Source organism: Flagellimonas profundi, assembly GCF_017313275.1.
Lineage (GTDB): Bacteria > Bacteroidota > Bacteroidia > Flavobacteriales > Flavobacteriaceae > Flagellimonas > Flagellimonas profundi.
This window is the reverse complement of sequence record NZ_JAFLNM010000001.1, coordinates 825,409-843,496: the sequence shown is the minus strand read 5'-3', so window position 1 is coordinate 843,496 and position 18,088 is coordinate 825,409. Positions and strand designations below refer to the sequence as shown.

Below are 18,088 nucleotides of genomic sequence, written 5' to 3'. Positions count from 1 at the left end.
TATTGTATGAAGACCCCCGGTTTCCTGATTTATCCTACCATTCTCTTTTTCTTATTAGTGCACATCTGTTCTGCTCAAACCAAGGAGATAGATAGCCTTCGGAACTTACTGGAAACTGCTGATGATACTACTCAAGCAAACATCTTAAGGCTTTTAGGGATAAAATTCAGATTTATCGATAAAGAAAATGCCGTAGCCTACGGATTGCAAAGTTTGGAAAAATCAAAAGAAATCGATTTTGCTACCGGTAAAGCCAATGCGCTCTACTCCCTAGGCCTTACCCATGGGATGACGGATAATTATGCACGTTCCCTGGAGTATTTGAACAAATGCCTTCCGGTGGCGAACCAAAATAAGGATCATAGCATGGTTTGCGATATATACAATTCACTTGGAATCGTATACAAACGTATCGGGGATTATCCCGCAAGTCAGGAAAGCTATCTAAATAGCCTTAAAATAATTGATTCGTTCGACCTAAAAAGAAATGCCGCTTCCGTTTACAACAACTTGGGAGTTTTATATGACCTGATGGATGAAAAGGACAAGGCCATTGCCAGTTATAAGAAGGCTTTGGAAACTTACAACGGGCCAGATCGCGAGGCCATGCAGAACGACGTTGAGGCAAATATAGCCGTAATGGATTTTACGGATGGCAACTACCGAGCAGCTCTGGACAAGTTTTTAAAAATAGTCCCGTATTGGGAACAACAAAAGAACAACATTAAATTATTCGACCTTTACAGCAATATTGGTGATTGTTACCTGCAGTTGGAACAATGGGAATTATCCCAAGAATACCTTTTGAAAGCATTGGATTTAGCTAAACAACTTTCCCTTGAACAAGGAAAGGCAGTGGTGTACTATAATTTGGCCAATCTGATGTTCCATCAAAAAAAATTCGATCGTGCCATAGTGTATTCCAATAAAAACATTGAGGTATTGAAAGGCCTACAGGGAGCCTATGAGAAAAAACGGGAAGCGCACGAAAAAGCATTTGAAATTTATAATACCATAGACCAATTCGAAAAAGCGATTTTTCATTCAAATCAAGCCATGGCCTATAAGGATAGCCTAATGAACGAGACCAAGGTCAAGGAAATCCAAAACCTCCAGATAAAGCACGAAGTCTATTTAAAGGATAAAGAAATTAAAGAAAATGAGTTGGAATTGGCCTTGTTGAACACCAGGGTCGAATCGAACAAAAAACGCATAATCTATCTTGCAATCATTTCCGCTTTATTCATGTTTTCGGCCAGCTTACTATATTATCGTTATCGTAACAAACGGAAATCAAATACGATCCTTAGAGAAAAAAACACATTGATTTCCGAGCAAAAACAAGTTATAGAGGAAATGAACGTGGAATTGGAAAAAAGAATGCTGAGGGCCCAAATGAACCCTCATTTTATCTTTAATTCCCTTAGCTCAATTCAACACCTTATCAACTCGGACAACAAAAAAGGAGCTCTCATATATCTCAGCAAATTTTCAAAACTGTTACGGCAAGTTTTAGAAAGCTCCATCAACGTGAGCTTGGTACTGCGGGAAGAAATTGAGCTCTTAAAAATATATATTGAATTGGAAGCCCTTCGTTTTGATGATTCCTTCAGCTATTCCTTTGATATTGATGAAAATTTGGACCTCGACAAATATGAAATTCCCATGCTTTTGGTTCAACCTTACATTGAAAATGCCATTGTTCATGGCTTGATGCCGAAAAAAGGTTCGAAACACCTGACCATCACTTTTAATGACAAAGGAAATCATATGGAATGTGTTATTGAAGACAACGGTTTGGGGATAATAAAGTCCAACGCCGCGAAAGACCACAATAGGATATCCAGAGGAATGTACCTTACAGAAAAAAGGATTAATGCATTAAAGGGTTTTTCAAATCAGGATTTGGTAAAAGTGGAAAACTTAAACAACAATACGGGTACACGTGTGACCATACTGATCCCAAAGGATTAGTAAATAATATTACAACCTCACTATATTGGCTCCTATGGCGCGTAAGCGCTCATCTATATTTTCATAACCACGATCTATCTGCTCAATATTATGTATAGTGGATGTACCCTTAGCGGACAATGCAGCGATCAAAAGGGATACTCCTGCCCTAATATCGGGCGATACCATGGTGGTGGCCTTTAAAGTGGAATTAAAATCGTGACCAATGACTGTGGCACGATGGGGATCGCAAAGAATTATTTTTGCTCCCATATCAATGAGTTTGTCCACAAAAAACAATCGGCTCTCGAACATCTTTTGATGAACAAGTAATTCACCCTTTGCCTGAGTGGCAACAACCAAAATAATGCTCAACAAATCAGGAGTAAGCCCAGGCCATGGCGCATCGGCAATGGTAAGGATAGACCCGTCAATAAAATTTTGTATTTCGTATCCCTCTTCGTGTTTTGGAATAAAGATATCATCGTTTTTGCGCTCCAGCGTAATTCCCAATTTCCTGAAAACAGTCGGAATTTGACCCAGATCGTCCCAACTTACATTTTTTATGGTAAGTTCACTTTGTGTCATGGCGGCCAGACCTATCCAACTACCTATCTCGATCATATCGGGCAACATGGTATGTTCGGTGCCTCCCAAGGAATCCACTCCTTCAATTTTCAATAAGTTGGATCCGATGCCGGTGATCTTTGCCCCCATGCGATTCAACATTTTGCATAATTGTTGCAAATAAGGTTCGCATGCAGCATTGTAAATTGTGGTTGTTCCTTCCGCCAGAACAGCGGCCATAACAATATTGGCAGTACCTGTAACCGAAGCTTCGTCCAACAACATGTAAGTTCCCGTGAGCTTATCGGCTTCTACACCATAAAAGTGTTCTTCTTTGTTGTAACGGAACTGTGCTCCAAGCTTTATAAATCCTTCAAAATGGGTATCCAATCTTCGCCTTCCGATCTTATCGCCACCAGGTTTCGGAATGTATCCTTTACCAAACCTTGCCAATAATGGTCCTACCAACATAATGGAACCCCTAAGTCCGCGACCATCTTCCTTGAACTTTGCGGATTGCAGGTAATCCAAATTGACATCGTCTGCCTTGAAGGTATAGGAACCCTTGCCTTTCTTTTGGATTTTAACTCCCAAATCCTCAAGAAGGGCAATCAATTTATTGACATCTACAATGTCAGGTATGTTGTTTATGGTAATTTTTTCTTCTGAAAGCAATACGGCACAAAGAATCTGCAGTGCTTCGTTCTTTGCCCCTTGAGGCGTAATTTCACCATGCAACTGGTGTCCGCCCTCTATTCGAAATGTACCCATTTATTCCTTTGGAATTTAGTATCGTTTTTTGCGACTTCTTTGTCCTTTTTTACCGCGGTTACTGCTGGACTTGGATCTGCTTGGTCTGTTCTTTAGGAACTGTCCGCTTTCCGTCAAACTCTCATCGCTTTTGGCCAAATCAATCTGTCCATCGCTCAATTCCTTTAAGTGATTGAATATCACAATATCTTCGACCGTATCCTTGTTCCAGGTCAAATAACATTTTTTCATGTGGTTGGCAATGGCATATTCCAAACCAGACCTCTTATCACCTTCTTCCCACTTTACGGCCACATCGATCATTCTTTTGATGTTGTTACCATAAAAACGGTATTTCGGATAGTTTTGCGGATACTCCAAAGGTTCTGGTCGTTGTTGCAAAACCTCTTTTGAGGTAATGGGGAACGGGGAATCCACGTCCAATTTAAAATCGGCCATAATAAACAACTGGTCCCAGAGCTTATGTTGGAAATCTGGAACATCCCTTAGGTGGGGCTGTAAATTTCCCATTACACTGATGATGGACTTGGCCACCCTGTTTCGTTCATCACGGTCTTCTATGGTAACTGCATAGTCCACCATTTTCTGAAAATGACGGCCATATTCGGGAATAAAGAGTTTTGGACGCTCTGTATTGTATTCTAGGTTGTATACTTCGTTCAAACTAATGTGTTTAGAAATTTGATAATTGGAAAGTCAATCCGATAACGCCTGCAAATTAATAAAATTATGGCAAACAAAGGGTTTACAGGGAAATAACCCCTTCTACAACGGAAACTTCCTTGTATTTCAGGATAACTTCATCAGGATTCTGTAAATGAACCGTAATGGATAAGCTGGTATAAGTCCCTTTCTTAGATTTTTTGGACTCTATAACGGCTCCGGTGTTGTCAAAAATTTCATGAATTTGAGAGATTCGCTCCTCGTCGGTTGGTACAATGAATTTGTAGAGGTAGATGGATGGCCAACTCGTACTATCCAACAATTTCTCCTTTAGCTTCTCGTAGAATTCTTCTGTATCCTTCTTATCCATACCTCAATTTTATACAAATATATGGCTTACCCATCAATTTTTTTTCCTTCCGACGATTTCATTACTTTGTAGTATTAATTAAAGGTCTTTGGGCAAGAGTAAAATAGTTATTACGGGAGCACCCGGTACAGGGAAAACATCTATAGTAAATGGATTGGAAAGCAAAGGTTTCCATTGCTTTCACGAAATTATCAGGGACATGACCTCCAAAGCAAAGGAAGAGGGACAGTCCGAGGAATATATTTCCAACCCACTTGTATTTGTAGATGATGCGCTGCAGTTCAACAAAGATTTGTTGAAGGGCAGAACTTCCCATTTCAAGGAATCGCTCCATATTGATGCCCCCATTAGTTTTTTTGACCGGGGCATACCGGATGTACTGGCCTATATGGACTTTTTCGGTCAAGAATACGACCACTTTTTTATTTCACATTGCGAAAACCATAGATACGATTCGGTTTTTATTGTTCCCCCTTGGAAAGAAATTTATATTTCCGATAATGAACGGATGGAAACCTTTGAAGAAGCAGAGAGCATTCATCATTCCTTGATGAAAGTCTATACACAATTTGGCTATAACCCCATCGAAGTGCCAAAAGATGAAGTCCTAAATCGGATTGATTTTATTTTGGAAACACTTAAAAATTTATAGTGCAAAAGGACACTACAAGCATTTTAAAACAATTTTGGGGGTATGATGATTTCAGAGGATCCCAAAAGCAGATCATAAACACCGTTCTATCTGGGCAAGATGTTTTGGCCCTGATGCCTACGGGCGGTGGTAAATCCATTTGCTACCAAGTGCCTTCACTGGCCATGGAGGGTATCTGCATTGTGGTTTCTCCTTTGGTGGCACTCATCCAAGATCAAGTTGCCCAATTAAAAAAACGAGGGGTCAAAGCCATTGCTCTAACGGGGGGTATACCGCCCAGCGAGTTGAACGATCTGTTGGACAATTGCCTGTATGGCAACTATAAATTTTTGTACCTGTCCCCCGAACGCTTGCAACAAACCATTGTTAGGGAGCGGATTCAACAAATGAACGTTAATCTCATTGCTATTGATGAAGCCCATTGTATTTCGCAATGGGGAAACGATTTTAGACCGGCCTATTTAGCGTGTTCCATTTTAAAGGAACTCGCTCCCAATGTTCCAATGATTGCCTTAACAGCAACAGCCACACCAAGAGTTGTAGATGATATCGTAGAGAATCTGGAACTGGAAAATGTCCGCGTTTTTAAGGACTCCTTCTCTCGCTCCAACATTAATTTTAGAGTAAAACGTTCCGAGGACAAACTTTACCAGCTCAATAAGTACATGGACAAAATTCCAGGAAGCGCCATTGTATATGTCCGCTCCAGAAAAATGTCCATTTCATTGGCTAACTTTTTGATCAAGAAAGGTATTTCAGCCTCTTTTTTTCACGGTGGTATTCCAAAATCGGATAAAGAAGAAAAGCTTAACCTTTGGTTAAGTGGAAAAGTTAGGGTGATGGTGGCCACCAATGCATTTGGCATGGGAGTGGACAAACCAGATGTTCGTTTGGTGGTACATTATCATATACCGGATAGTCTGGAAAGTTATTTTCAAGAAGCAGGAAGAGCTGGGCGTGACGGGGAACCATCAACCGCTATCATCATAACTTCAAAAGAAGACGAAGACAAGGCCAAACAACAATTTTTGTCCACCTTGCCCAATGTTGCCTTCGTAAAACAAGTATACTCCAAGCTCAACAATTATTTTCAGATATCCTACGGTGAACTTGTTTCCGAACCAATGGCTTTTAAATTCAATGAGTTTTGTAAACGCTACGAATTCAATGCGAATATGACCTTTAATGCGCTCCGTATTCTAGACCAAAATTCAGTGCTATCGCTTGCCGAGAATTTTAAGGAGAAAACCACGCTTCGATTTGTGGCCTCCAAAGCCGAGATTTTCAATTATCTGGATAAAAACAGGAAAACAGCACCCATCATCCAAACTATTTTAAGAACCTATGGGGGCATAACCGAATACGAGACCAAAATCAATCTGTACATGTTATCCCAAAAAACAGGGACAAGCGAGGAAAGGTTAAAACAGCTACTCCAACAACTGGCCGATGATAGCATTGCGGAGTACCAAAACAATACTTCTGACCTGGAAATCAGTTTTTTGGTGCCAAGGGAAGATGACCATACCATTAATTTATTTGCCAAAAAAATAAAGGATTTCAATCAGGTTAAGCAAAATAACATGGCGGCAATGTTGGGATATATTTCCAATAAGAAAGTATGCCGTAGTATTTACTTGCTGAATTATTTTGGAGAAAAAAATGCGGAAAAGTGTGGCACATGCGATATTTGTACCAAGAAAGAGAAAGTGACCTCTCCGTACGATTTGGAGAAAAGAATCATGGAACTCTTGGAAATCCGTCCCCACACATCCCGACAGCTGGAAAAAGAAATGGGGGCCGATGAAAAACAACTTTTGAAAACATTGGAAAGACTACTGGAAGATGAGTTGGTCTCCCTAAACTTTAAGAATGAGTACATCAAAAAATAACACATTGCGAATCGTATTTATGGGCACCCCCGATTTTGCCGTGGGTAGCCTAAGGCAGCTTTTGGAAGCTAATTTTAATGTAGTTGGCGTTATTACCGCACCCGATAGGCCTGCAGGACGTGGCCGCAAGGTTCAGGAATCGGCCGTAAAACAATTTGCGGTCAAGCATAACTTAAAGGTGTTGCAACCCACCAATTTAAAGGATGAAGCTTTTTTGGAAGAGCTCAAAAGCTTGGATGCCAACTTACAGGTGGTAGTTGCCTTTAGAATGTTGCCCAAAACGGTTTGGCAAATGGCCGAGCACGGCACCTTTAATCTTCACGCCTCCCTCCTGCCCCAATATCGCGGTGCAGCACCCATCAATTGGGCGATAATAAACGGAGAAATGGAGACTGGCGTAACCACTTTTTTTATTGATGAAAAAATAGACACGGGCAATATTATTCTTCAAAAAACGGAAAAGATACTACCAGACGACAGCGCAGGCACCTTACACGATAGGTTGATGGAACTTGGCGCCCATTTGGTCGTGGAGACCTGCAAGCAAATTGAAGAAGGAACGGTCACCCTACAAAAGCAGGACGAAAGCCTTGAACTTAAACCTGCTCCGAAAATCCATAAGGACACCTGCCGAATTGATTGGGATGCCGGGATTGAGGACATTTATAACCATATCAGGGGATTAAGCCCCTACCCTGGCGCTTGGACCAAATTGGTAAATGGAGGAAAAGCCGAACCCATGAAGATTTTTAAAACTGAAATGGAACGGGCAGACCACAACTACAACCTTGGGGAACTGGTCGCAGAAAAAAAATCGTTGAAGGTAGCCGTTAAGGGGGGATATATTTCCCTTCTTGAACTACAACTGCCCGGTAAACGAAGAATGCAGGTCAACGAGGTTTTGAATGGCCTAAATCTGGAAAATGAGGCGCACCTTCGCTAAAGCCTTGCTATGATTGGGCTGGGAAAATTTGTCATTTTTTTCCGACTTTATCAACAAACGTTTCAAGTTATCAACAAAATCCCCGATTTCCCTTGGTTTTACTTGCGTGAGTGGCAAATCCATATAAATTTGTTCAGCATTAAAATTATATTAACAACAATTAATTTAATTCCATTATGAACAAAACAGAATTAATCGATGCTATGGCAGCTGATGCTGGCATCACTAAAGCAGCAGCAAAAAAAGCATTGGAATCTTTCTTGGGAAATGTAGAAGGAACGCTTAAAAAAGGAGACAGAGTTTCCTTGGTAGGTTTTGGTTCTTGGTCAGTTTCTAGAAGAAGTGCTAGAGAAGGTAGAAATCCACAAACTGGAGCTACTATTAAGATTGCCGCTAAGAACGTTGTAAAGTTCAAAGCAGGTGCTGAATTGAGCGGTGCAGTAAACTAATCAATTATTTTATTTAATATATGAAAGCACTCCTTTTGGAGTGCTTTTTTAGTTTAATATGGCCTCTGTTTTTGTATATATTGAATAATATGTTAAATTTAAATACAAGAAATCAGGTAAATGGTAAGTCAAAAGCCAAAAAAGGGGAATTTACTTGTAGCGGAACCTTCACTTACTGGAGATGTTTCTTTTAACAGGTCCGTTGTACTCATCGCCGAACACAATAATGAAGGTTCGGTAGGTTTTATTTTAAACAAGCCGTTGGACTATACCATTTGTGACCTTGTTTCGGATATTACCATTCCCTTTCAAGTATTTAATGGAGGGCCTGTTGAACAGGACAATCTCTACTTTATCCATAAAGTACCGGACCTCATTGAAAATAGCATCGAAATTTCCGACGGAATATTTTGGGGTGGTAATTTTGAAATGACCGTTGAACTCATCAATAACGGAACCATTACCGAACAAGATATCAGGTTCTTTTTAGGGTATTCCGGTTGGGGCATAAGTCAGTTAGATCAAGAACTCTCTTCAAAATCATGGGTGGTTTTGCCCAACGAATACGAAAGCGATATTTTGGAGAAATCGGCCAATGCCTTTTGGAAAGAAAAAATGGTGGAACTTGGTGGCGACTATCTTTTATGGTCCAATGCCCCAGAAAACCCCACGCTCAATTAACCAATCCTTGCCTTTGCATTCAGCTTACCGATCAAGCTCTTAGCCACTTTGGTGTCATATTCTTTTTTTCTGTACTTACTGATAGGCTGTATGCCCACAATGGAATTGGTAATGAACAACTCGTCTACTTTTTGAAGCTCGAAAGGAGATATGGAATCTTCAACCAAATCGTACTCTTCGGAGCCTGCTATGATTTTCATAAGGTTTTTTCTTATGATGCCATCCAAACATCCATCGCCCAAGGGCGGAGTCTTAATTTCATTGCCCTTCACCAAAAATAGGTTTCCGTTAATGGCCTCCACCACCTTTTTGTCCGTATTTACCAATAAACAGTTTGCATAACCATTTTCTTCGGCATAAACACCAGCCACCACATTCAAAATTTTATTGGTGGATTTTAGATTGGAGATCATGTCCTTGTTCACATAATAGTCCTTGAACAATTCCACTTCATAGTCATCTTCATTCAGAATAAAGAAAGGAGATTCCATTGGATTGGTCTCGATTACGTATGACACGTCGTTGGTGCTTGGTGTGTACAATCCGCCTTCGTTTCTAAATACGGTCAAACGTACACGGACTGCACCATTTTTCTGATCGTTGGATGTAATGGTCTTCTTTATCTCCTCTTCCAAAAACTCCAAGGTAAACTCCATTGGGATTTCCATCCTCAGAATACGCATGGAAGCCATCAATCTAAAGTAGTGGTCTTCCCAAAAAAAGAGGGTGCCATTTACGTAACGAACCGTTTCAAAAAGTGCATCGCCATATTTGAACGCCCTGTTGTTGTGGCTGAAAATCGCTTTATCCTCTGCTAAAAGTTCTCCGTTACAATTGACCATAAAAAAGTCCCGATTTTAATCGGGACCAAAGATACGGTTTACTTGAGAATAAGGCTAGGTTGAACCAAGAACCTGTTTAAGGTCCGAAACCTGGTTTTCCCAGAGCATTTTTGCTTCGTCCACCTCATCTTCTTCAGCAAAGTCTGTTATGAACAAGGATACATCCTTGGTTATTTCATCAACTATAATGCGCATTTCAAAAAAGGAATCATCCTCATTTTCTTCCCATGCCAGTTTCACAAATTCTTCACTCTTACGTTTAAGCATTTTAGCTCTCTCTTCTGCACCATCCCAAATAAACGTGAATATTTCCCCACGGGAATTAACGTTGTCGGCATACCATTCAGATAGTCCCGAGGGCGTGGAAATATATTGGTAAAGCAACTGAGGCGAAGCCTGGATTACGAACTCCAGTTCAAATTTAACCTTATCACTCATTGTCGTGTTCTTTAAATCGTTTTTCAACTTTAGTATAGTTTGGGAAGATATAAAAATAAATATCAAATAATAAATTAATAATGAATTTTGATTCAGCGAAAATTTAAACATATATTTGCACCCGCTTATCAAAATCACGGCGAGGTAGCTCAGCTGGTTAGAGCGTCGGATTCATAACCCGGAGACAAAATTGAAATATTGTAGTAAATGGCGAGGTAGCTCAGGTGGTTAGAGCGTTGGATTCATAACCCAGAGGTCGGGGGTTCAAGTCCCCCTCTCGCTACTTTTTGATGATAAAAAACCCAAGACGAAAATCTTGGGTTTTTTTGTTCTGTACAACATATGTACAACATTTTTGGTTTTTCCTTATCATTCCACATAGTCTCTAAAAATAGTGTGCCTACCGTGCTTGACCACCAAATTCGGAAGCTGTTTCAAAGGGCTAATTTTTTCGACTATATCCACACGGTAGAATTTGCCATCAATTTTGAATAATTCTTTTTTTCTTGCCCCAAATGCTGCGGATTGAAAAGACCTTTCCTCAAAATAGGTAAACTCCCAATACAGTTTTTCTGGGTCGATTTTTCTAAAAATCGTGATTAAATGTGCATACATGGTCATTGCAATGGTGCTTTTGATTTGCCAGTATTACCCAAAAGCCGAAGCGCAACGGTCTGCAATTTACACGGAAAGAAAGCTTTTTTTGAAAACCCCGTTCTGATAAAACCTATGAAATCCCTATCGGCATATTCTATAACCTTGACATTATAGAATTTATGGTCAGTCGGAAAATCAAGAGGTTTTCCCTTCCATTGCACCAATCGGTACAAGGCTTCCAACTTTTTACCATATAATCCTGTCCTTTCGTTGTGGTAGACGAAATTGTGAATTGTCCCGTAATGCTGTTCTTTGATGTTAGATCTGTTCTTTTTATTTGTTTTCATTTTTGTTATTTAGAGTAAAAATGAATTTGGCCAATTGATTGCCTATATATTAATGGAACTTGTGACCTGATCCATCTTTTCACTTTAATAGCGTGTTTAACGATCTTTTGCCTTAAGTAATGCTCATCATTTGATTTTGCTTCCCCGATCATATCTTCCTTTCCCAAATCCCCATAATAGCCATAACAACTGTCCAAAGTATTTCCACTGGAATCGGCAATGGAGTAACCGAATACATTACCCGTCAAATAATCATCGTACAACCGAACATTGTCCCTAATCATTTCTTCCAATTCCTTGGCAGTTTTATCCCCTGCCCGTAAACCCCATTGCTTCAACGTAGGAATATCTATAAAGGCAAAACCGATTTGGCTGCTATCCCAACAGCAAATAAAAGGGCTAGTCTTAATAGTAATGCCACCGTGGTCGTACATGAAAACTGACAATATGGCCAAGGGGCAATATTCATCTTCAATAGCTTCTCTTATAGCTTCCCAACTCTCAAATTCATTGGTATCAAAATCGGTGTTATTATGCAAATCATATCGTTTGTGGTTTAGACAAAAAAGTACATGCCCATCCCAATCCCTAAGTGGATTTTGGGGAAAATCATCCCGCTCGATTTTGATTTCATATCCTTTATAATGCAACGTTTCCATGTCTGATATTTTTTAGCGTCAATATTTTAATTCTCAATTAGACCAAAATCGAATTGACCTTCCCACTCTCCAAATTCACAAATGCCCCATGCTTTTGAATCTGCTTGTGGTACAATAACCGAAATAGGCAATCGGAAGCATGGGCGACCAGTACATCGTTGATGAAAAGTGATTGCTCGTTCAGCTTATCGGAATAGGCACATCCCGCACCTTGAAGACGGGGAATGTCATGGGCATCCAAATCGGGAAAAAAATCGATGATGTTTTTGAGTTTGTCCACCATTTCAAAATCTTCCCGTTCCATATTTCGTTCTTCCTCGAACAAAGTTCCTAACACGAATTGCCCACTATCCCTACAGTTGCCAATGTCCAGCCAATAGAACATGCTTTGATATTCAGACCCCTTGAAGGGAAATGCAAGCGATTTTGATAACAGCGTTCTAAATCGGGCATTATCGACACAAGTGATGATGATGTTCGCCCGAATATCCTCGCCATCGGGAAGTGCATCCATGGGAATTCCTTCCCATTGCAGACCAAAGGCAATATTTACCTTATTGACGGCATTGACCACTTTATACTCCCCTACATCACTAAGGGCATAGAGTTGTCTGCCAACATTGTTGTTTTCAACCATATCCGAATCATAGGCGATTATGTGCAAACCTGGGTGTCCGATTTGGCGCAGGGCAAAATCCATCCGTGCCAACCGTGCCAGCATCAGGGAACCTGTACCCCCTACCCCGATCAATGCAATGGTTATGGGATGTGTTGGATTGTAAAAGTAGTTGGGAGCGAAATGAATTCTAGTTTTCATATAAATCCTTTAAGGTCAATTTGTTTTTTTTCAGTAGAGCGTCATCAAAGAATGTTTTCCTGAAATTCCGTTTCATTACATCCACAATGTTCCCTTTCGCAATGTTGTTGTGATGGGTAGCCGTAAAAACGGAACGAAAGAATTGCTGCTCGACAAACCCCATGATGTCCTCGTAATAGTCAAAGCCGTCATAATCCATCGAGGCATTGCCCATACATACATTTCCTTGCCTCCCTACGTTCAATAACGGTGCGTGGTACAATGAAACGGTGTCGGTCAATGTATCCTTTCGATGGAGGGCAAAGACTTTAAGGGTGTTCCCTTCAAGCTTGAAGATCAGTTTTGGCAAGGGATAATTTCCCGAAGCGATACCCGTTCGTGTATCGAAATACAGGGTGTGCTGTTTTGGATGGACGTACCATACCAGTTGGAGATTTCCTTTGAAATCAAAATGAATAAGGTTCTTGGGCAACATTCCCTTAAACCTGAACTTTATCAAATCCCCTTCCAAACACCTAAAGAGGTTTCGGGCGGTATCCTTGGTCAGCGGCATCCCTGCCGTAAGCTTTGCCCCTACGATGTTGTGATATGAAAAGTAGTGCCCCCTGTTGTAATAATCTTCTTCTTGGGAATAACCGATAATGGCAAATTTTGGAAGAAAGTGTTCATCGGGCCGTAAATTGGCAATCTGTTCCATGTTCAAAGCAGTCTTAAAAGTTCGTTGAGATCGGTAAGAAATTCTTCCAATCGATTAAGTTTGTAGGTCGACCCTTCCTCAAAGGGCTGTAGGTTACCTTTTTCGACCGTAGTTAGTTCATAGGCAGAAATAATGTCATATTCGTTGGAACATTCGTTGAGCATTTCGATATAGGAACGGGTAAATTCACTGTCCGCATCGTCAACTATCAGGAAAGATTCCCAATGCTCGAACATACTTTCATAGGCATCCCTTGTTCCGATACGGAACGGCACCCGAAAATCAATGGTATCGGCTTTTGATAACAGTTCCTTGATTCCCTTGTGCAGGGGTTTTCGAGGACGGTATTTTAGTAAAAGGAATTTCCAATCCTGTGGTTCGTATTCGTCGAACAGCTTTTGGTAGCGACCAAAGAACCTGACCGAGTTACAATTACCAAAAACACTCCCGTTTTTCCTATGGTAGGCTTCTTCCTCAAATAGATATTCCCAAAGCCAGTCCACCCTATCCTCTCCCGTATGGAAAAGATTGATATAGGGTAGGCTTTTGATAAAGGACATTAGTATATCAAAAAGCATAGGGTTTTTCCATCGAAGGGGCATAACGGGTCGCAACGGAATGCAATAGACCGTGCTACGATTCCCGATATGGCGTTTCAAGACCAAGCGCAGGTCGGCATCTTCCCGTAAAACTTCGATATGGTCAATTCTTGCCCTTTCTTTCAGCCGATTGGCACATCGCAATATCAAATCATCCAAGCTATCGGATGCCGAAAACCGCCAGTCGTCAATATTTCCCGAAAAGTTACGGGTGGCATCCACCATTAAACTGGCAAGTGCCTTTATATCAACCGATGATCCGTCCTCGATTATCGGCTTGGAAAGAATAGGCAGAACGCTCAGGTCAGAAAGGGAAAAACCTTTGGTTGCAAGACTTTCGGTCTTTGCGTTCCGTACCTGTAATGGGATTGTTGAACCGCCTTGAACAATCGGGCGTGGAACTCTTTGAGTTCTTTCGATAAAAGGGGTGTCGGTTTGTGGGTGCATCTTTCGTGATTTAGAAATTCGTCTACGTTCATCGGTCTATCCCTTTGTTCCTGCCAAGGTCTTGAAATGGATTTCATGATGGCCATTGACTATGCCCTTGTCCATGATATTGGCGTTGGTCAGTTCGGCATAGATCTGCGAATAGTGTTCCATCACTTGCTGATGGGTCAATTGGCTATCCAAATCATCCAACTCAATGGCATTGTTGTTGCCGTCTTGGTAGATGTACTTGCGTTCTATCGTTGCGATTTCCATCATTGAAAAAGTTTTGGGGATTCGTATGCTTTCATATCCTTGATGACCTTTTGCGCTTCCTTGTGGTTCGGGTCTATCTTCAAGATTTCGTTGGCAATGTCCGTTGCCTTCTTATGGTCGCTCATGGGGTTAAAGTCCTTCTCTTTTAGAAGTTGCTTTAACTCGGTGACCTTTTTGGTAGTCGATTCTTTTTTCTTCTTGGCCTGTTGGGTCTTTTGTTCGGTTTCCGCCAAGGCTTTTTCAAAAGCAACGGTGTTTCTGAAAAGTGCCTTGGTCTGCTCCAATGGTTTTTGAAGAACTTGAAAGAATTTCTCGTCCACTTCCGTTACGTTTCCCCGTAGGGTAAGCGGTTTTATGGATTGGAGGGCCTTGTCCTTGGCACTCGATTTGGGCAAAACGGACACGCTGACCGAATCCCCATCAAAAGAGACACTTATGCCATATTGTTCTATACCCGTTTGCCGTAATGTTGAAAAGAAGTCTGTCATAGTAACGGTATTTATAGTTCTTAAAAAAATTTAGTTAAAAGCGGGGCTTGGTTTGCACCGTATTAATTTGCCCCGCTCCTTCCTTAACTCTCTTTCAAGATACGCCCATACCCGTGGGAATCCTCGTAAAAACAGGCTAAAATCCACCCTTTTCTTCCTTCTCCCTGTCCACAAAAAAGCGCCCGATAGGGCGCTGGATTCTACATCCGAAATAACAATCAAAACGCTTATTCTACGTTTGCATTCATGTAGTTCTTTTTCATTAAGGAATTACCTTGATATTTCTGTTTGTTTATTAATAAGTAATTTTACATCATGTTTTATCGAAGAAAGTTGGTTTTTGCTTTACTGGAAAAGTTTGAAGATGGATTGGAAAGCACTCGTCTTCAAAAACTTATGTTTTTGTTGACCCAAATGCAGAAAGAACCCAACTATGATTTCGTTCCTTATCGATATGGGTGCTATTCGTATTCTCTGAAGGCGGATTTGGCGGCTATGGTAAAACATGATTGGTTAGTTGAATCAGAGAAAACCTATAGTCTTAATGTAAAGAAGAAATATTATAAAGAACTTACCCCAGTAGATAAGCAACTTGTCAACGAAACTTTCGAGCTTTACGGAAGCATGAAAACGGATGTCATTACAAAACATACATATATCAATTTTCCGTATTATGCCACCAATAGCATTATAGCAGAGAGAATTCTTCCAGAAAAGTTTTTTGAAAGAGTTGTAACTGCACGTCATAATGATGAATCTACAGTTTTATTTACTATTGGGTATGAAGGTATTTCGCTAGAGGAATACTTAAACAGGTTACTAAAAAACAATGTCCATCTTCTTGTAGACGTCAGAAGAAACCCCTTGAGCCAGAAATACGGTTTTAGCAAAAAGTCTTTAAGTAGTTTTTGTAGTCGATTGGGAATTGAGTACATCCATATTCCGGATGTAGGCATTGATTCTAGTAAAAGGCGAGAATTAAATACGCAAGAAGACTATGATTTGCTTTTCGATGAATATAAGGCGACCGTACTAAAAGAGGCCATTGAAAGTCAAAATTTTATACTCAGTTTGTTGGAAAAACACAGGCGTATTGCCCTTACTTGTTTTGAGGCCGATACCTGTCAATGCCATAGAACCCACCTAGCTGAAAATTTGAAGAAGTCTCCTAATTTTAAATACGATTTGAAGCATATTTAAAAAAATGGCGCTTACAAAAGTACTTATCACTGTAAAAACCTACCCTTCCCTTTCGGCGAAATACGGAGAACTTGTGTGTACGGCAGGTTTTCTAGAAGACGGTTCTTGGATAAGACTATATCCTATACCATTTAGGAAGCTAAAAAAGGACGAGAAGTATACAAAATACCAATGGATTGAATTAGATATTGTAAATAACGACAAGGACTTTAGACCTGAAAGTTTTCGACCGGCCACTATTGACACACCGATTACACTTCTGAATACAATTGATACCAAAGGCAATTGGTATAAACGCAAACAAATTGTTCTTGGAAAAGTTTATACGGATATCAAGGCACTTATAGCCGAAGCACACGATAAGGACATCTGCACATCCCTAGCCGTCTTTAAACCTGCTAAGGTAACCGATTTCAAAGTCGAGAAAGTTTCGGCCGAATGGGATAAGAAAAAATTAGATGAACAAAAAGCGCTACAAGAACAAGGGAATTTATTCGAAATGGAAGAAGAACCCTTCGAGGTTGTGGCAAAACTTCCATATAAATTCTCTTATGTAATTGAAGATGAAAACGGGGTGTCAAGTACAATGATGATTGAAGATTGGGAAATTGGAGCACTATTTAGAAACACACTTGCGGCAGCAGAAGGAAATGAAGCGGTTGCCGTTGAGAAAGTCAGGCAGAAATACTTCGACTATTTTGCTTTGAAAAAAGATTTGCATTTGTATTTGGGCACAACCAAGGCATTTCATTATCGTTCTAAAAATCCATTTATGATAATTGGAACTTTCACACCGGGTATTGAAATACAAACTAGCTTATTTTAATTTTTTGAATTATGCGTTGTATTTTCTGCAAGAAATCGTCCGGCAGGTCTTCAAGTATTCAGCATATCATTCCAGAATCGTTAGGCAATAAAGAATTGATTCTTCGACCTGGTGTGGTATGTGATGAATGTAACCAATATTTTGCCGTGAAAATTGAGAAACCATTATTGGAGATGAAGTATTTCCAAAATGTAAGATTTAGAAACAATATCAAATCTAAAAAAGAGCGTAACATCCCATACAAAACCCTATTTCCGCATAAAGATGGTGGCTGGTTTGATATGTATATGGATGGGGATAGTTTGGGTTTTAGAGGCGATGATACTAAAGTAATAAACTTAATACGCAACAAGAAGGTCAATAAATTAATGTTTGAAGTGGTGGATATGCCTGAAAACAAAAACTACCAAATGTCCCGTTTTCTTGCAAAGACCGCTCTGGAGTTATTTGCTTTAAAAGCAGGTCATAACCAGTCAAATCTGAATGAAGTTATTGATATGTCCGAATTAGACCCATTACGTGAATATGCCCGGTTTGGAAAAGGAGAACAATGGATTTATAGTCAGCGTAGAATTTATTCCGAAGAGGCGCGGTTTGTAGACCCTATATTCAATCCTAAACCCTACGAAGTACTTCACGAATTGGATTTCTTAATCATCGAACCGGGCATATATTATTTCGTTCTTGTAATTATGGGTGTTGAATATGTAATTAACTGTGGAGCTTCTGAGCTGAATTTATTTAATGATTGGTTAGAACGAAATGAAAATCAATCGCCTATAAGGCGTTTTACGGAGAGAATGGTCAAGGAGTAAAAAGCAAGCGTTAGGGATAGCAGCGGCATCGAACGCGGCGGGCCGTTAGGGTTCGTTGCCCAAGAAAGCGACAACGGAGCTCTTTTTGGGCTTACGAAACCTTGGGGCCCGCAAGGGCGA

22 protein-coding genes and 1 tRNA gene are annotated in these 18,088 nt (G+C 40.3%); 10 read left to right on the top strand and 13 right to left on the bottom strand.

The window, feature by feature from the left end; all coding sequences use genetic code 11:
- Positions 1–6 precede the first annotated feature (6 nt).
- On the top strand, positions 7–1,974 hold the full coding sequence (locus J0654_RS03870; RefSeq protein ID WP_207026341.1) for a tetratricopeptide repeat-containing sensor histidine kinase: 1,968 nt from the start codon (positions 7–9) through the stop codon (positions 1,972–1,974).
- Positions 1,975–1,983: 9 nt separating this feature from the next.
- Here J0654_RS03870 and murA read toward each other — a convergent pair whose 3' ends face one another.
- The 3 genes from murA to J0654_RS03855 all read right to left on the bottom strand — a co-directional run bounded on the left by murA (position 1,984) and on the right by J0654_RS03855 (position 4,324).
- Positions 1,984–3,291, bottom strand: a complete 1,308-nt coding sequence (gene murA / locus J0654_RS03865; RefSeq protein WP_207026340.1) for a UDP-N-acetylglucosamine 1-carboxyvinyltransferase — start codon at positions 3,289–3,291, stop codon at positions 1,984–1,986.
- Between the two features lie 15 nt (positions 3,292–3,306).
- Complete coding sequence (locus tag J0654_RS03860) at positions 3,307–3,954, bottom strand: DUF4290 domain-containing protein (RefSeq protein WP_207026339.1); 648 nt, start codon at positions 3,952–3,954, stop codon at positions 3,307–3,309.
- Between the two features lie 82 nt (positions 3,955–4,036).
- The gene (locus J0654_RS03855; RefSeq protein ID WP_207026338.1) at positions 4,037–4,324 is read right to left on the bottom strand and encodes a DUF493 family protein; all 288 of its coding nucleotides are present in this window, start codon (positions 4,322–4,324) and stop codon (positions 4,037–4,039) included.
- A gap of 88 nt (positions 4,325–4,412) precedes the next feature.
- Here J0654_RS03855 and J0654_RS03850 point away from each other — a divergent pair, with 88 nt between their 5' ends.
- From J0654_RS03850 to J0654_RS03830, 5 genes are all read left to right on the top strand, one after another.
- Positions 4,413–4,976, top strand: coding sequence for an AAA family ATPase (locus J0654_RS03850; RefSeq protein WP_207026337.1), 564 nt, complete (start codon positions 4,413–4,415; stop codon positions 4,974–4,976).
- Positions 4,976–6,868 (top strand): RecQ family ATP-dependent DNA helicase, encoded by a 1,893-nt coding sequence (locus J0654_RS03845; RefSeq protein WP_207026336.1) that lies wholly within the window; start codon positions 4,976–4,978, stop codon positions 6,866–6,868. The genes J0654_RS03850 and J0654_RS03845 overlap by 1 nt, the downstream gene beginning before the upstream one ends.
- Positions 6,849–7,811 carry a methionyl-tRNA formyltransferase gene (gene fmt, locus J0654_RS03840; RefSeq protein WP_207026335.1) on the top strand — a complete coding sequence of 321 codons (963 nt, stop codon included), beginning with the start codon at positions 6,849–6,851 and terminating at the stop codon, positions 7,809–7,811. Before J0654_RS03845 ends, fmt begins: the two co-directional genes overlap by 20 nt.
- A gap of 176 nt (positions 7,812–7,987) precedes the next feature.
- The gene (locus J0654_RS03835) at positions 7,988–8,260 is read left to right on the top strand and encodes an HU family DNA-binding protein (protein ID WP_100818110.1); all 273 of its coding nucleotides are present in this window, start codon (positions 7,988–7,990) and stop codon (positions 8,258–8,260) included.
- 120 nt (positions 8,261–8,380) lie between these two features.
- A complete protein-coding gene (locus J0654_RS03830; protein ID WP_207026334.1) occupies positions 8,381–8,941 on the top strand; it encodes a YqgE/AlgH family protein in 561 nt (186 codons plus the stop codon).
- Here the strand turns inward: J0654_RS03830 and J0654_RS03825 are convergent.
- A complete protein-coding gene (locus tag J0654_RS03825; protein WP_207026333.1) occupies positions 8,938–9,783 on the bottom strand; it encodes an aminotransferase class IV in 846 nt (281 codons plus the stop codon). The genes J0654_RS03830 and J0654_RS03825 overlap by 4 nt on opposite strands.
- Positions 9,784–9,837: 54 nt before the next feature.
- Positions 9,838–10,221 carry an START-like domain-containing protein gene (locus J0654_RS03820; RefSeq protein WP_207026332.1) on the bottom strand — a complete coding sequence of 128 codons (384 nt, stop codon included), beginning with the start codon at positions 10,219–10,221 and terminating at the stop codon, positions 9,838–9,840.
- Between the two features lie 209 nt (positions 10,222–10,430).
- Here J0654_RS03820 and J0654_RS03815 point away from each other — a divergent pair.
- Positions 10,431–10,504 (top strand) — tRNA-Met (locus tag J0654_RS03815).
- 86 nt (positions 10,505–10,590) lie between these two features.
- Here the strand turns inward: J0654_RS03815 and J0654_RS03810 are convergent.
- From J0654_RS03810 to J0654_RS03775, 8 genes are read right to left on the bottom strand one after another with little or no spacing between them, the layout of a single operon-like run.
- Entirely contained in the window at positions 10,591–10,842 is a 252-nt protein-coding gene (locus tag J0654_RS03810) for a hypothetical protein (RefSeq protein WP_116183674.1), read from the bottom strand.
- Entirely contained in the window at positions 10,839–11,165 is a 327-nt protein-coding gene (locus tag J0654_RS03805) for a hypothetical protein (RefSeq protein ID WP_116183675.1), read from the bottom strand. The genes J0654_RS03810 and J0654_RS03805 overlap by 4 nt, the downstream gene beginning before the upstream one ends.
- Positions 11,166–11,170: 5 nt before the next feature.
- On the bottom strand, positions 11,171–11,824 hold the full coding sequence (locus tag J0654_RS03800) for a hypothetical protein (protein WP_116183676.1): 654 nt from the start codon (positions 11,822–11,824) through the stop codon (positions 11,171–11,173).
- Positions 11,825–11,861: 37 nt separating this feature from the next.
- On the bottom strand, positions 11,862–12,641 hold the full coding sequence (locus tag J0654_RS03795) for a PRTRC system ThiF family protein (RefSeq protein WP_116183677.1): 780 nt from the start codon (positions 12,639–12,641) through the stop codon (positions 11,862–11,864).
- Positions 12,631–13,338, bottom strand: a complete 708-nt coding sequence (locus J0654_RS03790) for a hypothetical protein (RefSeq protein ID WP_116183678.1) — start codon at positions 13,336–13,338, stop codon at positions 12,631–12,633. Before J0654_RS03790 ends, J0654_RS03795 begins: the two co-directional genes overlap by 11 nt.
- A gap of 2 nt (positions 13,339–13,340) precedes the next feature.
- Positions 13,341–14,384: a hypothetical protein gene (locus tag J0654_RS03785; RefSeq protein WP_116183679.1), complete on the bottom strand. Its 1,044-nt coding sequence runs from the start codon at positions 14,382–14,384 to the stop codon at positions 13,341–13,343.
- A 36-nt stretch (positions 14,385–14,420) separates the two neighbouring features.
- Positions 14,421–14,642 (bottom strand): PRTRC system protein C, encoded by a 222-nt coding sequence (locus J0654_RS03780; protein WP_116183680.1) that lies wholly within the window; start codon positions 14,640–14,642, stop codon positions 14,421–14,423.
- The gene (locus J0654_RS03775; protein ID WP_116183681.1) at positions 14,639–15,127 is read right to left on the bottom strand and encodes a PRTRC system protein E; all 489 of its coding nucleotides are present in this window, start codon (positions 15,125–15,127) and stop codon (positions 14,639–14,641) included. The genes J0654_RS03780 and J0654_RS03775 overlap by 4 nt, the downstream gene beginning before the upstream one ends.
- A gap of 315 nt (positions 15,128–15,442) precedes the next feature.
- Here J0654_RS03775 and J0654_RS03770 point away from each other — a divergent pair, with 315 nt between their 5' ends.
- From J0654_RS03770 to J0654_RS03760, 3 genes are read left to right on the top strand one after another with little or no spacing between them, the layout of a single operon-like run.
- The gene (locus J0654_RS03770) at positions 15,443–16,327 is read left to right on the top strand and encodes a DUF488 domain-containing protein (RefSeq protein ID WP_116183682.1); all 885 of its coding nucleotides are present in this window, start codon (positions 15,443–15,445) and stop codon (positions 16,325–16,327) included.
- A gap of 4 nt (positions 16,328–16,331) precedes the next feature.
- The gene (locus J0654_RS03765) at positions 16,332–17,153 is read left to right on the top strand and encodes a hypothetical protein (protein ID WP_067030397.1); all 822 of its coding nucleotides are present in this window, start codon (positions 16,332–16,334) and stop codon (positions 17,151–17,153) included.
- A gap of 11 nt (positions 17,154–17,164) precedes the next feature.
- Positions 17,165–17,968, top strand: coding sequence for an HNH endonuclease (locus J0654_RS03760; RefSeq protein WP_116183683.1), 804 nt, complete (start codon positions 17,165–17,167; stop codon positions 17,966–17,968).
- Positions 17,969–18,088 lie beyond the last annotated feature (120 nt).